The sequence below is a fragment of the Psychrobacter nivimaris genome (assembly GCF_043419765.1).
In the GTDB taxonomy this organism is placed as follows: domain Bacteria; phylum Pseudomonadota; class Gammaproteobacteria; order Pseudomonadales; family Moraxellaceae; genus Psychrobacter.
This window is the reverse complement of the sequence record NZ_JBHOFX010000002.1, coordinates 657197-671993: the sequence shown is the minus strand read 5'-3', so window position 1 is coordinate 671993 and position 14797 is coordinate 657197. Positions and strand designations below refer to the sequence as shown.

Annotated in this window: 10 protein-coding genes; 6 read left to right on the top strand and 4 right to left on the bottom strand. The window is 42.9% G+C overall.

The genetic code is table 11. The features are described 5' to 3' along the window. The first annotated feature begins 70 nt into the window (after positions 1 to 70). From lpxD to ACHEVO_RS06080, 4 genes are all read left to right on the top strand, one after another. On the top strand, positions 71 to 1087 hold the full coding sequence (gene lpxD / locus ACHEVO_RS06095) for a UDP-3-O-(3-hydroxymyristoyl)glucosamine N-acyltransferase (RefSeq protein ID WP_394124294.1): 1017 nt from the start codon (positions 71 to 73) through the stop codon (positions 1085 to 1087). A 52-nt stretch (positions 1088 to 1139) separates the two neighbouring features. Then, positions 1140 to 1676, top strand: coding sequence for a 3-hydroxyacyl-ACP dehydratase FabZ (gene fabZ / locus ACHEVO_RS06090; RefSeq protein ID WP_057759133.1), 537 nt, complete (start codon positions 1140 to 1142; stop codon positions 1674 to 1676). A 175-nt stretch (positions 1677 to 1851) separates the two neighbouring features. Then, entirely contained in the window at positions 1852 to 2631 is a 780-nt protein-coding gene (lpxA, locus tag ACHEVO_RS06085; RefSeq protein ID WP_057759135.1) for an acyl-ACP--UDP-N-acetylglucosamine O-acyltransferase, read from the top strand. A 302-nt stretch (positions 2632 to 2933) separates the two neighbouring features. After that, a complete protein-coding gene (locus tag ACHEVO_RS06080; protein WP_191114912.1) occupies positions 2934 to 4286 on the top strand; it encodes a sodium-dependent transporter in 1353 nt (450 codons plus the stop codon). A gap of 143 nt (positions 4287 to 4429) precedes the next feature. On the opposite strand, the gene tgt is transcribed toward ACHEVO_RS06080, so the two are convergent. Next, positions 4430 to 5581, bottom strand: coding sequence for a tRNA guanosine(34) transglycosylase Tgt (tgt, locus tag ACHEVO_RS06075; RefSeq protein ID WP_296207508.1), 1152 nt, complete (start codon positions 5579 to 5581; stop codon positions 4430 to 4432). 361 nt (positions 5582 to 5942) lie between these two features. On the opposite strand from tgt, the gene ACHEVO_RS06070 reads away from it, so the two are divergent. Further along, positions 5943 to 6593 (top strand): SOUL family heme-binding protein, encoded by a 651-nt coding sequence (locus tag ACHEVO_RS06070; RefSeq protein ID WP_394124293.1) that lies wholly within the window; start codon positions 5943 to 5945, stop codon positions 6591 to 6593. A 64-nt stretch (positions 6594 to 6657) separates the two neighbouring features. On the opposite strand, the gene asd is transcribed toward ACHEVO_RS06070, so the two are convergent. Beyond that, positions 6658 to 7791: an aspartate-semialdehyde dehydrogenase gene (gene asd, locus ACHEVO_RS06065; protein WP_394124292.1), complete on the bottom strand. Its 1134-nt coding sequence runs from the start codon at positions 7789 to 7791 to the stop codon at positions 6658 to 6660. Between the two features lie 412 nt (positions 7792 to 8203). Here asd and ACHEVO_RS06060 point away from each other — a divergent pair, with 412 nt between their 5' ends. Next, entirely contained in the window at positions 8204 to 9334 is a 1131-nt protein-coding gene (locus tag ACHEVO_RS06060) for an endonuclease/exonuclease/phosphatase family protein (RefSeq protein WP_394124291.1), read from the top strand. A gap of 478 nt (positions 9335 to 9812) precedes the next feature. Here the strand turns inward: ACHEVO_RS06060 and ACHEVO_RS06055 are convergent, their stop codons facing one another. Both ACHEVO_RS06055 and ACHEVO_RS06050 read right to left on the bottom strand, forming a co-directional pair. Continuing rightward, positions 9813 to 11204 carry a peptidylprolyl isomerase gene (locus tag ACHEVO_RS06055; RefSeq protein ID WP_394124290.1) on the bottom strand — a complete coding sequence of 464 codons (1392 nt, stop codon included), beginning with the start codon at positions 11202 to 11204 and terminating at the stop codon, positions 9813 to 9815. Positions 11205 to 11360: 156 nt separating this feature from the next. Continuing rightward, the gene (locus tag ACHEVO_RS06050) at positions 11361 to 14459 is read right to left on the bottom strand and encodes an LPS-assembly protein LptD (protein ID WP_394124289.1); all 3099 of its coding nucleotides are present in this window, start codon (positions 14457 to 14459) and stop codon (positions 11361 to 11363) included. Between the last annotated feature and the right edge of the window lie 338 nt (positions 14460 to 14797).

Here is a 14797-nt window from a genome sequence, read left to right as displayed (position 1 = left end):
GTAGGTCGTCAAAACGCATTGTTATTTTGGCGACCGTTTCATTTATAAACATATTTTATTAATAGTCATTATGATAACGATTGAGCAACTCATTACTCGAATTGAGCAGCGTCAGCCTATTATTAATAAGGCTGAGATTGATACTGAGCAATTGTGTCAACCATTCAGTAGCGTCGGTAGTTTGACGACAGCCAGTCAGCAGCAGTTAAGCTTTTTGGCAGATCCTCACTATATTTCTAGCTTGGCGAGCAGTGACGCAGGGGCAGTGTTGGTAACGGAAGCATATCGTGACCAGGTGCCTACCTCAGCGATAGCGCTAGTCGTTTCAAATCCATACCTGGCTTATGCCAGTGCCAGTCAGCTTTTTGCACGTCATTCTTTATCTAACGGAATTCATCCTAGTGCTGTGATTGCAGACAGTGCTGTTATTGGCGAGCAAGTCAATATCGGTCCTTTTTGTGTGATTGGTGACAATGTACAAATAGGGGCGCGTAGCTCACTCGATGCTCATGTCGTGGTTGAGGCCAATACTAGTATCGGTACCGATTGTGTCATTAAGTCGCAAGTCGTTGTTGGGCCTGAGTGTGTCATTGGCAATCACGTTAGATTGCATGCAGGAGTAAGCATCGGATCTGAAGGGTTCGGTTTTGCGCCTACTAAAGATCCTAGTAACACAGGTTGGGAGCGCATTGCCCAGTTAGGCCGTGTCATTATTGGTGATTATGTGCGAGTTGGTAGCCAGACGTGTATCGATCGTGGTGCTATCGATGATACCGTTATTGGCAATCACGTTATTATTGATAACTTGGTACAAGTTGCGCATAACGTCCGTATTGGTGACGGCACTGCTATTGCTGCTCAAACCGGTATTGCGGGTAGTACTACGATAGGTAAGCGCTGTATAATAGGCGGCGCTGTCGGTATCACAGGGCATATCGAGATTACAGACGATGTTGTTCTGTCTGGTATGACCATGGTAACCAAATCCATTAAAACCGCTGGCTCATATTCATCTGGTACGGCTGCAATGCCAACTGCTAATTGGCGACGTGCTGCTGTACGTTTTCGTCAGCTAGGCAATAACTAATGCAAATACAAACAAATAATAGATATTCAAAACACAGCAAGGAAGCGTCATTATGAGCAATAACAATATAGATATCCCAACTGATGAAGACGTTAAAAGCTTGGCTGAGCAAGGTCTTACGCTACCATTGACGTATCATACGATTAAGCATTACTTACCGCATCGTTATCCTTTTATGCTGGTAGATCGTATTGTAGCTTGTACGCCAGGCGAGTGTATTACTGGTATCAAGAACGTGACTATTAATGAAGAGTTTTTTAACGGTCACTTTCCTGATGAGCCGATTATGCCAGGTGTATTGATGGTGGAGTCAATGGCGCAGGTGTCAGGAGTGCTTGGTTTTATTAGTGCAGGGCTAACGGCAGAAGACGGTTACCTCTATCTGTTTGCAGGTGTGGATAAGGTCCGTTTTAAACGTCGTGTGATTCCTGGTGATCAGCTTATCATTCGTGCAAAGACCGTGATGCAAAGACATGGTATCTATAAATTTGATTGTACTGTCCATGTCGAAGATGAATTGGCTGCTAGTGCGCAAATTATGATTGCACGCCAAGAGCAGCAAAAACCTGCTAACACGAAGGGTGCTTAAGTTTTTAATAAGCCATACTGCACAAAGAGCGATGTTGAAATCGCTCACTATAGCTACAATAAACAGTTATATATAAACTCTCAACAACGCAACTGGTATTAGCTTCGTTAGTAACACTGAAATAGCGATACTTTTTTATTATTTACTCGCATCAAATGATACAAGGGCCCATCTTATGAGTCAGATTCATCCTACAGCACTCATCTCACCGTCCGCGCAGATTGACGAGACTGCTATCATCGGGCCCTATTGTATCGTTGGTGATGAAGTATCAATTGGTGCGCATACGGTTTTGCATAGACATGTCGTTGTGACTAAGCTGACTCGTATTGGCCAACACAATGAGTTTTATCAGTTTGCAAGTATCGGTGAAGATCCTCAAGATTTGAAATATGCAGGTGAGCGCACTTGGCTTGAAATCGGCGATCATAATACGATTCGCGAAGCCTGTAGCTTACACCGTGGTACAGCTCAAGACGGCGAGCTGACTAAAATCGGCAGTCATAATCTACTGATGGTAAACACCCATGTCGCACATGATTGTGTCATTGGCGATCATAACGTACTGGCCAACAATGTTGGTGTAGCAGGGCATGTGACTATTGGCGACCATACCATCATTGGCGGTAACTCAGGTATTCATCAGTTTTGTACAGTAGATGACTATAGCTTGATTGGCGGAGCAAGCCTCATTCTAAAAGATGTGGCTGCATTTACAATGGTATCTGGCAATCCAGCAAAGGCTCATGGACTCAATATTGAGGGTATGCGTCGTAAAGGTTGGTCAAAAGAAACCATCAATGTATTACGTCAAGCGTATCGTACGATTTTCAGATCAGGTTTGACTACTGCACAAGCGTTGGAAGTCCTACATAGTGAGCTATTGGCTAAAGAGCCAAAAATTCAGCTACTTATTGATTCCTTACAAAATAGCAGCCGCGGTGTTGTGCGCTAAAGAAAGCATAACTCGATTAATGATGAGTTTGATACTTTTAATCAGCTAAATTCTTATGGAATGAAGGCGAATTAGATGAAAGCCATAACTATTTGTTATGGCTTTTTATATTTATGAGCACTTGACTTTTTTGGTCGCTTAGCAGAAACTGAGCGTTTACGATATTGTAATCAATTCTTTCTTAATGTTGCTGGGCGTTTCACATCGAAGCGTTTACTAAATAGTCTAACGGTAAGGCTGACTATTTATGTTGATCAAGGAAGATTATCAGTAACGTTAATTGAAGCACGAGGACGGAAAAAATGGCTATCAATAAACAAGAACATGCCCAATGGAGCTCAAGCTTTGGCTTTGTATTGGCAGCAGTAGGCTCAGCAGTTGGTTTAGGAAACATATGGAAATTTCCATACATGGTTGGCGAAAGCGGTGGTTCAGCTTTCGTTATTGCTTATTTGTTCTGTATCGCGCTGGTCGGTTTTCCGATATTAGTTGCTGAATGGTTAATTGGTCGACGTGGTCAAAAAAACCCAGTCAATACTTTTTCAGACGTAGCAGCGAATGAAGGTAAGTCACGTAGTTGGGGTATTATTGGTGCTACTGGTGTTTTGGGTGGCTTCTTAATTCTATCGTTCTATAGTGTGATCGGTGGTTGGGCGCTTAACTATATCACTAAAGTTGCAACAGGTAGCTTTGCTGGTCAAGACAGTGATTCTGTTGCTGCAACCTTTGATGCTATGCTTGCATCAGCTGGTACATTGACGATCTGGCATACGGTATTTATGATTTTAACCGCTGTCATCGTTGGTATTGGTGTGACAAGTGGTATCGAAAAAACAGCTAAGATTTTAATGCCATTATTGGGTGTGATTCTGTTCGTTATCGTTGGTTACAACGTAATGAACGGTGGATTCGGTGAAGCAGTTGCTTACCTATTTACGCCAGATCTTAGCAAACTAACGGCTGATGTTATGCTTGCAGCATTAGGCCATGCATTCTTCACCCTATCAATTGGTATGGGTATCATGGTCGCTTATGGCTCTTACTTGGGCCGTGAAGTAAACTTGCTAAAAACAGCACGTACCGTTGTTATTTTGGATACGGTTATTGCGTTGGCTGCTGGTCTTGCCATCTTCCCAATCATCTTTAGCAATGGTCTAGATCCTGCATCAGGTCCTGGTCTTATCTTTGTAAGCTTGCCAATTGCTTTCGGTAGCATGGGTGCGGGTACTATCATTGGTGCATTGTTCTTCTTGCTTATTACCTTTGCCGCTATTACTTCATCTATCTCGTTACTTGAGCCAACCGTTGAGTTGTTAGAAGAGCGTACGTCGATGAGTCGTACTGTATCGACTATCGTGGCAAGTACAGTAATCTGGTTGCTAGGTATTGCAGCATTGCTATCGTTCAACCTATGGTCTGACTTCACTATTATGGGTAACGGTATCTTTGATGCATTAGATAAACTTACTAGTAAGTTCCTATTGCCTCTAACAGGTCTGGCTGCAATTGTATTTGTTGGTTGGAAAATGGATCAACGTAACATTCAGCAAGAGCTTGGTTTATCTAATGGTACATGGCAGCTGTGGCAAATCGTTGCAAAATTCATCGCGCCAATCGCTGTTATTGTAGTATTTGTGACGTCATTGATGGGATAGTAGTCAAAATGGATACTATTCGAATCATTAAGTGGTGACCATTGAGTGATAAAAGTAGCACAGTAAAAAGGGCTTAAGATTATTCTTAAGCCCTTTTTTATTTCAACAGATGTCCGTTATACGGTCGTAAATGTTAAACAGGATTAACGCAAGTTTAACTCAGGAACCGTTTGACCGCGTTTGGCATAAAACTCACCGACAAACTCATCAAATTTATCTTGCTCGATAGCATCTCTAACACCCTGCATCAAACGTTGGTAATAGCGTAAATTATGAATAGTGGCTAACTGAGCACCTAGCATCTCTTTGCACTTATTAAGATGGTACAGATAAGCACGGCTAAAGTTTTGGCAAGTATAGCAGTCGCACTCAGGATCTAATGGGCCTTCATCGTTGCGATATTGGCTATTACGGATACGTACCACACCAGCATTGTCTGCATCGCCCGTCACAAAGTAATGGCCATTACGCGCGTTACGCGTTGGCATCACACAGTCGAACATATCTACGCCGCGGCGTACACCTTCAACTAAATCCTCAGGCTTACCAACGCCCATAAGATAACGCGGCTTATCTGCTGGCATATCATCAGGCAGGTAATCTAGGACATCTATCATCTCTTCTTTAGGTTCGCCAACTGAAAGACCACCAATAGCATAACCATCGAAGCCAATCTCTAACAGGCCTTCAAGTGACTGCTGACGCAAATCAGGATACATACTGCCTTGTACAATACCGAATAATGCGTTGGTACTGCCCAGTCTGTTGTGCTCATCGATACAGCGTTGTCCCCAACGTAATGATAGCTCTAACGACTTTTTCGCTTCATCATGAGTGGCTGGATAAGGCGTACACTCATCGAACTGCATGACGATGTCTGAGTTCAAACTATACTGAATCTGCATAGATTTTTCTGGTGAGAGAAATACCTTTGCGCCATCGATAGGAGATTTAAAATTGACGCCTTCTTCGGTGATTTTACGCATTGCGCCAAGGCTAAATACTTGGAAACCGCCCGAATCGGTCAAGATCGGCTTGTCCCAATGCATGAACTTATGCAGGCCACCAAATTTATCAATGACTTCGGTACCTGGACGTAACCATAAATGGAAGGTATTACCTAGAATAATATCAGCACCGATGGCTTCGATATCACGTGGCAGCATGCCTTTGACCGTACCATAAGTACCAACTGGCATAAAGGCGGGCGTTTGCACGTCGCCATGATTGAGATGAACCGTACCACGGCGTGCACGCGTTGCACCGCTGGCCGTTTTATGTAAGACAAATTGCATATGATAACCGCTATTTAAGCTATGAAAATGGCGCTAATTATAGCATTGTTAGCGGTTTTTTTGGACATATAGTCAGAGAATCACTGAACTGCTGCGGCGTTACTCTCCCTAAATGTACTACTTGTACAGTTTTCAGTTGGCGGCCTTGTACTCTTTTTAGCGTTCTCTAGCTATAGTTATTAGGTGTCATCGATATACGCTCAATATACACTTTGGTCAATACCGCTTTACCATAACTAAAAAATACAGATAGCACGCCAAAAGACACAGACAGTGCTAGAGGTCTATTGATACAGTAGAAGTTATACAGGTGAGGTAATAATCATTGCCACATCATGCTTTTAGATGCTGGAGACATAATATGAAAAAGACAGCTTACTTATTATTGAGTGGTTCATTATTGATATCAGGAGGAGCTATGGCAACCGAAGAGCCGAAATACACAGTATTGACCCAAGTAGATGACTTTGAGTTGCGTCGCTACGATGAGCAGCTAGTGGCGCAAACGTGGGTGAGTGGTGACCAAGACTCAGCAAGTCGTGAAGGATTTAAGGTTTTAGCGGACTATATTTTTGGTAATAACACAGCACCAAGTGGAGACAGTAGTAAAATTAGTATGACGGCACCTGTCACGATGCAAGCTAATAACAAAGAAAGTGATAATGAGTCACAAAAAATTGCCATGACAGCACCAGTCAGTATGCAACAAGACGATGGTAAGTGGCGCGTACAATTTACGATGCCTAGTAAATATACGATGCAAACGTTGCCTAAACCAAATAATCCAAACGTTGAGATTATCGAGGTGCCTGCACAGACGTACGGTGTGATTAAGTTCTCTTGGCTCGCAGGAGAAGATAAAGTAGCGGAAAAAACCGAAGCGCTGCAAACATGGATGCAAGACCAGAATTTGACGCCTACAGGCGAGCCTGAATTGGCACGTTATAACCCGCCTTGGACGCTACCATTTTTACGTCGTAATGAGGTGATGATTGCGTATCAATCTAACTAGTAATCGATCCATAAAAAAAGACAGCAATCGCTGTCTTTTTTGTGCTTCATTTAAGGTATCTGAGTTAGACGTTTTGCTCACGGATGATATTAAGCATACGACGTAATGGTTCTGCTGCGCCCCATAACAATTGATCACCAACGGTAAATGCGCCTAGATACTCAGGGCCCATATTCAACTTACGCAAGCGACCTAGCGCAACAGTTAAGGTGCCAGTCACTGCCACTGGAGTTAGGCGATTCATGGTAGCTTCTTTATCATCTTCGACCAAGTCCAACCACTCGTTGCCACTGTTTCTGAGTGCAGCTTCAATCTCTTCTAGCGGAATGTCTTTTTTCAGCTTGATTGTTAGGCCTTGCGCATGACAACGCATAGCGCCGACGCGTACACACATCCCATCGATAGGAATCATACTGGTATCATCATTACCCAAGATCTTATTGGTCTCGACGCCGCCTTTCCATTCCTCTTTCGACTGTTTGTTTTCTAGCTGAGCATCGATATAAGGAATCAAGCTACCTGCCAGTGGCACACCGAAGTATTGTGTAGGGAAGTCTGCTGAGCGCTGAGTCTGAGCGATTTTTTTATCAATCTCAAGAATAGCACTAGCAGGGTCAGCCAATTCGTCTTGGACGGCATCACGTAACACACCCATGCCATTGATGAGCTCACGCATGTTGTTTGCGCCAGAGCCACTAGCAGCTTGATATGTCATCGCGCTGACCCATTCGACCCAACCTTTATTAAACAGCTCACCGATAGCCATCAACATCAACGATACGGTACAGTTACCACCGATAAAGTCTTTTTTGCCATTGGCTAGGGCACTATCAATAACATTACGGTTGACTGGATCAAGAATGATGATGCTGTCATCTTTCATTCGCAGCGTACTTGCCGCATCAACCCAATAGCCGTTCCAACCACTATCACGCAATGGTTGATGGACTTTTGACGTATAGTCACCACCTTGGCAAGTAATAACGACATCACAAGCAGCAAGTGCTTCAATATCATGAGCGTCTTTTAGTTGGCCGGTTTCAATACCATCGAATTTTGGTGCATCACCACCAGCATTACTGGTAGAAAAAAACACGGGTTTGATCCCGTTAAAGTCATTTTCTTCCTGCATACGTTGTATCAATACTGACCCTACCATACCGCGCCAGCCTACCAAACCTACTGTTAAATCACTCATGAAGTTCAATCCTATTTACAATTATTTGTTGCATCGTCAACCGATAACAATGCCGTGAATGGCGCGAAAAAGCAAGGCGTTTTGGCTATTATTTGGTCGTTTTCCATACACTATTAACTATGTCGACTATAACTTTAAGTTATTACTATTGAAGAGGTACTTGGCTATCTGACGACCTTAAAAATAGGATGTTAATAAAGCACTCATTATATTGAATGAGCCAATATTGTAACGTTTTATGATAGTTGTCGCATAATTGAGACTCACCAGTAGGCGAGAATCTTCTGAAATGCTAAAGTAAGTCTCAAACACAATTACTCGACGTTAGTTATTTGACGTTAGATAAATTAAAGCTTAACCAATATACATCATCGGCTCTATCGACACTTTAACCAACGGTTAGTACCTACTTATGGATCTCTCACTATTATATTACGCCTTACAAGGTCTAGCAGGATTCATCGCCTTTGTCACAATCTGGGGCTGGTTGCCACTAGATAACTGGTGGGTGCGCGGTGTTGAGTTTCCACGCATCCAAATAATGGTGCTTGGTATTATCGCTTGGGTCGGCATGATAGTGTTTTTCTCAGAGTGGGAATTAGGGCAGTGGATATTGTTTGTTGTGCTGAGTGGTACGTTAGCATTTCAGCTAAGAATGGTACTGCCATATACTAAGCTGTGGAAAAAAGAAGTTCAAAAGGCAAAAGATAAGCCAGAAGGACAAGCGCATCAAATAAAAATCATGGTATCAAACGTATTGACGCCCAATGACGAAACGCAAAAGCTGGTCGATTTGGTTAAGCAAAAGCAGCCGGATATCTTAATTACATTAGAGAGTGACAAGAAATGGGAGCAAGCCTTACAGCAAGTCGAGTCTGACTATCCCTATACCGTGAAAGTGCCACTAGATAATCTATATGGCATGCACTTGTATTCTAAGCTTGAGCTGATTGATCCTGAAGTTAAGTACTTGATGATTGATGATATACCGTCTATTCATACTCAATTGCGTTTGCAAGGAGGCCGCGTCATTTGGTTATATTGCTTGCATCCCATGCCGCCTAGCCCAACTGAAGCTGATAAATCCACCACGCGTGATGCTGAGCTGCTCATGGTAGGTAAACACATAAAAGAAAACGACCAAACGGCGATACTGGCAGGTGATCTCAATGATGTCGCATGGTCAAAAACCACTCGTCGTTTCCAACGTATCTCTGGCCTGTTAGATCCTCGTATTGGTCGACATTTCATTAATACCTTCCATGTTAAATACCCATTTCTGCGTTGGGCTCTAGACCATATCTTTCATAGTGCCTGTTTTACAGTGGTTGATATTCAGCGTATGCCATCCGTAGGATCTGATCACTTTCCTGTAATGACTACCTTGCAATATGAGCCAGAAGAGGCAAGCAAGCAAGAAGGCAATGCGCCTACTGCACAAGCAGAAGATATCCAAGAAACTGACAACAAAATCGAAGAAGGCAAGAAAGAAGGCGAAAAAGTATCAGAAGAGCACAGACAAGAACAGCGCAGTTTTGGTTGATAAAAGAGGCCGTTTATTAACGGTAATGCATAAAAGTGATGTAAGCATATGCTTACGCAAAATAGAGTCTTTAGCTTCTATCGGCACCAAGTCCATTGGCCTATAATACATCCATCAACACAAGGATACGCATGGATGTAGTGTTGAGACAGTACCAATAAAAGCACAGGTCAGCCCGCTGTCTTATATAATACTGTTAAATGACTTAGGATGAGTCAGCACGGAAGAGAGATAATAACAATAACACGAAGTATTGAAACCCTGAACCAATCGCCCTAGGTTCGGGGTTTTTCTTTGTGTATAGATTTTGGTTTATCAAGATTTAAACTACTTAACTTTGGGATTTTCTCATCAAGCTTCCAGTCAAATATCTAACTGCGCAAGATAAAGAAGGGTATATGCCATTGCATATACCCTTCTTTATTTAAATCGATTCAGTACTTTCGCTAACTTAATACTATTAGCTTATTGCAACATATCAGCCAAGTATCTGAATATAAGCGCCAGCACGTAGTTCTTGTAACCAGTCTTCTTGAGCTTGTGGTGCTAGGCGTTGATACAATGCTTGACGTGCCATATTACGACGATATTGCTCGCTAATATCTTGATCGCGCTTACCGTCGACTTTTAGGATATGCCAACCAAATTGCGTCTTAAATGGTGCAGAGTAGTCGCCAACAGCCGTATTTTTCATTGTGGCTTCAAATGGACCAACCATATCTTCTTCGCTAACCCAGTCAAGGTCGCCGCCACGTCCCGCAGAACCTGGATCGTCTGAATACGTTGAAGCTAAACTAGCAAAGTCAGCGCCGCCACGAAGTTGCTCGTATAGATCATTGATTTTTTGTTCAGCAAGCGCGTCAGTCTGTAGGTCATCGACTTTAACGAGGATATGGCGAGTATGCCACTGTGGTATCAGCATCGTATTGCTGGCTTTTTTATCAGCAAGCTTAATGATGTCAATACCTTCAGGAGTCAATAATGGCTCGCTTACAGTACCAACGTCTAGCTTGGTAATTTTGCTGGACAGCTCTGTCGGTAAAGAGGCGGCCTTATGAAAGCCCATATCCCCACCTTGCAATGGAATCGGATAGCTTCCTTGGCTAGCAGCAACAGCTTCAGCGACGTTGACGTTTGGCTCGAGCAAACGCGTACGTAATGCTTGCGCAACTTTTAATGCTTCTTCGCGTTGAGCGGCCGATAGGCGACTATAGTCATCTATATAAGGCACACGTACGTGAATGGTTTGATATTCGCTTTGGTTCAGACGTTTGGCTTCAGGTGAGGCTAAAAATGCATCAATATCTTGCTCGCTAATACGTACTCGTCGAGTAATTTGACGCTGCTGTAGCGCTTGGATAGAAGCTTCTTCGATCAGTTTGGCGCGTAGATTGGCATAACTACCAGGTTGTGCCGCATCTAGACGTTGCTGCAATGCTGAGATGCTATTAAGGCCTTCAGCTTGAGCAATTTGACCAAGACGTTGATTGATTTCTGCTTCATCGGCAGACAGTCCCGCGCGTTTGACCATAGACAGTTGTAGTTCACGCAAAATAAGCGCGTTTAGCACTTCAGACTGTAGTTGTGCTGAGTTTGCGATAGGCTCTCCAGCAGCTTTTGCACGTGCTTGAGTTTGCTCGATAGCATCAACCAATTCGCTTTTTAAGATAGCATTTTCATTGACTAGGGCAATAATACCGTCTGTGCTGTTGGCTGGTGTCAAGCGATTGACTGAGCTTTGCGTAGCAGAAGTAGAAGCTTGAGCTGCTGCAGGTTTGACAGTAGCAGCGTTGGCACTTAACGTAAGCGTAAGGCCTGCCATAGATAGCAATACTGCTCTGCTAGTCTGACGTAAAGAAAAAAATCTCATGATGCTCCTCATCAATGTCATTGCATCGGATGGTAGTTGGTCAACTCTATCCGATACCCTTAATAATAAAATATTCGACAGCGTTTCCCATAATAGGGGTTCAAATAGTGTCTTATAAATATTTACGTAAATAACTCTAATCTAGCAAAAAACTGGTTAGTCTTTCCATGCCGTCTGTACAGGTTCAAAGCCCAAAATCTTATCAGCAAGCAATCGTGTCAAGCGGCTACTACCGCTGCCAAGACCATTTAATCTAACTTCTGCCATAATAGCTTGTGTTGGCTCGTCTTTTACGTTTAGGTCATTGTAATAGCGGCGACCATAAACAGCAAAGCCGAAACAGCAATCTTCGTAATCAACGCCAATGAGTGAATCAAGCATCTTGTTACGATTATAATCGTACTGACCCTGAGCCAATATACGCCAGCTGTTATTGATAGGGAAAACAGCGGAAGCGGTAAATGCAGATAATGGCAACTGATCGGTATTGTCATCACGTTGACGCTTAACATAGCCCACGTTAAATAAGCTATTGTCTGACGGCTGATAGCGCAGTTCAGTCGTAATGTAGTTCAAATCATAGTTACTGGTTAAGGCACCGCTAACATCAACCCAAAAATTATTATAAGGCTGAGTGCTGGTATCCCATACCATACCTGAAGAAGACGAGGTAAATACTGGCTGATCGTCATCAAGTGTTACACGCCCATCATCTAGATAGAACTGTTCTGCAATGCTACCATCAAAACGTGTCACACCCGTTGCGTCGATGTAACGATAATTGACGCCAGGCGTAATAGAGTGCAAATCCTGCAAACGATCATGACCTAAGAACCAACTGTCTGAAAACAGCTGCTCATAGTTAATAGAGGCAATACGCGTATTAAAGTTAGGAATGTCGTTTTGGTTCTTATATGGTGAATACGTATATTTTACGCGCGGGCTAAGTAAACGATAGCCGCCCATCGTATCGTCAAACGCACCAAATGGTGAGCCCGCTTGATAGAAGTGTAGACCTGCATCGATACTGGCTTGCGGAACAAACACCGATTGACTGCCATCTTCTTCACTAAGCTGATTATCTTCTAAGCTATCTTCATCATATGACGTATATAGATGCTGCAAGCTAAGCTTAGGTTTGATATAACCCCAAGAGGTTTCCATCGGGTAGGCGGCGCTTAGTTTATTATAAATACGTGCGCCACTTTTTTCGTTTTCAGAACCATCATCAATGGATTTTTTGAAGTATGCAGAATCATGAATACCAGTGATATCGAAGCGCTCGGCCCAAGGCAGGCGATAATTTAATTTGAGCTGTGGCAAGCGTGAGTACGGCTTGTCTTTGTCCTCTAACGCTTCACCACTATCAGTGAATGCATCTAGAGTCTGGAAGGTTTCGACCTTTAGTTCACCATCGACATAATCATTGTAGTAATTGACGCGGGCACGACGTGGCAAGTTTATGGTGCTGTCCGACAAGCCCAAGGTATCAAAATCATTAAGGTAATCGGCATCCGACACATAGTTGTATTCGGCATCAGCGCTTAATCGTGGAATGCTTTTCGACGACCAAGTGTGGTCATAAAACAAGCTGGTACGATCTTCGTCGTCATACTCTTTGTCGTTTGGTAAGTATGAACCGTTTAAAATACCTTCCCCATAATTTTCAGTCAGATAACGGAACTCACCTGATAGCATGGGGTTACGATCAGTATAAATATGCGTGTTAAGAGTGGCATCATAGTTAGGTGCCAAGTTGAAATAATAAGGAATATCAACTTCAAGGCCGCTTTCACTACTGACGCTAGCACTTGGCAATAAAAACCCACTACTACGGCGACTGTCTATCGGGAAGTTAAAGTAGGGGAGATAAAATACGGGTATATCAGCCACACGGAAAGTAGTGTTATACGCTTCGCCGCGCCCTGTATCGGTATTTAGGTCGATACTTTTGGCTTCAAATTGCCATTTGCGGTTGGTAGGTGGACAGGTACTAAACATAACCTGATCCAGCTCGTATTCACTCTCATTCGGTTTGTTTAAGCGTTTGGCATAGCCGTGCGCTTGTAGACCAACACTAGCAAATGCCACATCATTGGCCGTTGATTGACCAGTCTCAGTATTGTAATTTAAGCTGTTTGCAACGCCAATTAGACCACCTTGTGCCGCTCTATCATTAAAGCTGGCTTGGCCATTATTTGTAGAGACATTTTTTGTAGTGGCATTGTTTGTAGAGACGTTGCGTGTATGCTGTCCAGTCGCATTATCTGTAAACATGACTTTGCCTTGCGCCGCCGCAACGCCATTGCTCAAGTCAATCATGACTTTTTCTGCTTCGATATGCTGAGTGCCTTGGTCAATTTTTACATTGCCTGATAGCTCAGCGTAATTCACGTTATTGTAATAACCGTAATCTGACTCGGTAAACAAAGGGGCTTGATTATTCGGAACGCTAGCCACATTTGGTGCTGGTTGTCCGTTTGCCGTACCAGCTTCGTTTACAGCGCGTTGATAATTGGGGTTACTCTGCGGATATACCCATTGACCTTCACAGCGCTGGGCACTGTCCACGGCATTTGGCAACAGACGTAAGTCTCTACCGACCTTTGGAATCGTCTGTGCAGCAGGCATCGCATTATTATGAGCATTGTTCGCTTCAGTGCTAATAGCCTCATTGTTTAATGCTGAAGCATCGGTATCTGGCGTTAGCTCATAAAACTCTGCTAAGCGCATTAGGCTGGCTTGAATACTCTCGTCATTAAGGTCTAGCTTACCATTATTCGTTGTTATCGCTTTAGGGACAAAGGCACTGCTATCTGGTGTATTACTGCTTGGTTGGTTGCTAGTTTCTGTATTTAGATTAGCAGTATTAGAAACTTCATTGCTAAAAGCTTCAGAGTCAGCAGCTTCATTAATCTCTGTGATATTTAGGTTATTGTTTTCAGAGAATCTGCTATCTAACGCAGTATCATTCGATAAAGTAGCGTCATTCGTATTAGCAGAATTAGCATCGTCTGGATAGCTATCATTTAGAATATTTGCTTCTTGATAGCCATCATTGCTTTGAGTACGACTAATACTATTGGCGTCAGTCGCCACACTATTAGACGCATAGCTGCCTGTACTATCCGTAGTGAGAGGTTCAGTTTTTTGCGTATTGGCATCACCAATGGCAGCACTGACAGTTAGGCTAGATAAACCTAAGGCACCAAATAAGATCAAGCGGATGCTTTGGTAAAGCGGAGAATATAACAAGGGCACACCTATGATTGCAGAGCTTATTGGATTGCATGACTGAGTTTAGTAGCGGTATCACCGAACGACACAAAGCAGTGAACGAGCGACTAAAATATGACTAATGTATTCTCAAAAATTTGGATGTTTTACATATAATGACGACTAATCATAGTCAAAAAAAACCAAATCAGCTACACTATTTACCAAAATTTATAATATAGCCATGCTGATTTTTAAGTAGCGATAGCGATTCTATCTGACATCAAGTATTGAATGATATAGCAATACGTCTGTGGCAGCTTATATAGCACCGACACATATCGCTATTTTAGCAAGTATTTGTCCGACTTATCACT